At 59.9% G+C, this 1161-nt stretch carries 1 protein-coding gene; it reads left to right on the top strand.

Annotated features, from left to right (window positions below):
- Nucleotides 1-231: 231 nt before the first annotated feature.
- Nucleotides 232-1161: IS5 family transposase (locus XAXN_RS00260; RefSeq protein ID WP_054318060.1), on the top strand; the 930-nt coding region annotated here is incomplete at its 3' end.

Raw genomic sequence — 1161 nt, 5'->3', positions numbered from 1 at the left:
TGTCAGAGAGGCCGCCTTCGGGCGGCCTTTTTTGCTGTTGGTGCGTGGGAGCTTGCCCTCATCCGCCCTTCGGGCACCTTCTCCCGCAAGCGGGAGAAGGGAGTGGCGAGCGCAGGTGTGAGTGTTGTGGCGATGGGAGCTACAACTGTGCAGCATCAGCAGCATTAGGGAAGCTCTGAACAAAGAGCCTGATCTGCGACAATCGATGAAGAACCAGAGCGGACGATTTCGATGCAGCTGAGCTTTGGCGATGGGGAGTACAACGGCAAGCGCAAGCGGACACGGCGCGAAGTGTTCCTAGCCGAGATGGATCAGATGGTGCCGTGGAAGGCTTTGCTGGCGCTGATTGAGCCGCACTATCCGAAGTCGGGCCAGCCTGGGCGGCAGCCGTATCCGTTGGAGACGATGCTGCGGATCCACTTTCTGCAGCAGTGGTACGCGCTGAGCGACCCTGGCGCAGAAGAGGCGCTGTACGACACGGTGTCGATGCGGCGTTTTGCAAGGATCGGCGGCCTGGACGAGGTGCCGGACGAGACCACGATTGTCAACTTCCGCCATTTATTGGAGCACCACGATCTGGCACGCAAGCTGTTCAATCGGGTGAACGCGCATCTGTCACGCAAGGGCCAGAGCTTGCGTGGTGGCACGATCGTGGATGCCACGATCATTGCTGCGCCCAGTTCGACCAAGAACAAGGATGGCGAACGTGATCCGGACATGCGCCAGACCAAGAAGGGCAACCAGTACTACTTTGGGATGAAGGCGCACATTGGCGTGGATGATGCCTCCGGGTTGGTGCACCACGTGGAATGCACGGCGGCCAACGCGGCGGACATTACGCAGGCGCACAAATTGCTGCACGGCAAGGAAGACACGGTGAGCGGGGACAGTGGCTACACCGGACTGGACAAGCGCGAGGAGATGGAGCGCAAGCGCAAGCTGCGCTACCTGATCGCAGAGAAGCCCTCGAAGCTGAAGCAGATCAAGAACAAACGCGAATTGAAGCGGGCGAAGCGTTGGGAGCACACCAAGGCCAGCCTGCGCGCGAAGGTGGAGCATCCGTTTCGAGTCATCAAACGCCAGTTCGGTTACGTCAAGGTGCGCTATCGCGGTTTGGCGAAGAACACCGCGCAGGTGCTGACGCTGTTTGCGTTGTCGAAC

Source organism: Xanthomonas axonopodis (assembly GCF_001304695.1).
GTDB classification, from domain to species: Bacteria; Pseudomonadota; Gammaproteobacteria; order Xanthomonadales; family Xanthomonadaceae; genus Xanthomonas; species Xanthomonas axonopodis.
The sequence above is the reverse complement of the archived record's forward strand: the minus strand, read 5'-3'. Positions and strand labels throughout refer to the sequence as shown.